Source organism: Neisseria sp. P0001.S007, from assembly GCF_051963655.1.
In the GTDB taxonomy this organism is placed as follows: Bacteria; Pseudomonadota; Gammaproteobacteria; order Burkholderiales; family Neisseriaceae; genus Neisseria; species Neisseria subflava_A.
Window position 1 is genome coordinate 1 of record NZ_JBQCUB010000061.1, and the last position, 238, is coordinate 238.

1 protein-coding gene is annotated in these 238 nt (G+C 47.1%); it reads right to left on the reverse strand.

Annotated features, from left to right (window positions below):
- Nucleotides 1-174 (reverse strand): ComEA family DNA-binding protein (locus ACTHRE_RS11190; protein ID WP_440345288.1); only part of this gene is annotated, 174 nt, incomplete at its 3' end.
- Nucleotides 175-238 lie beyond the last annotated feature (64 nt).

Here is a 238-nt window from a genome sequence, read left to right on the forward strand (position 1 = left end):
CACCGATTTGAACGCAACGTTCTTCTGACGGTTGTCCACAATCGCTTTCGCCTTAGCCTGACCGATACCCGGCAAAGCCTCCAGTTCGGCAGAAGATGCGGTATTGATGTTCACGGCGGCCACAGAGAATGCTGCACAGACGGCGGCAAATGCACCAAATAAAAATTTCTTCATCAGACTTTTTCCCATAACATATTTGATTGAATCAGTCAGGAAGTCTACCGAATGGTTTTATTCC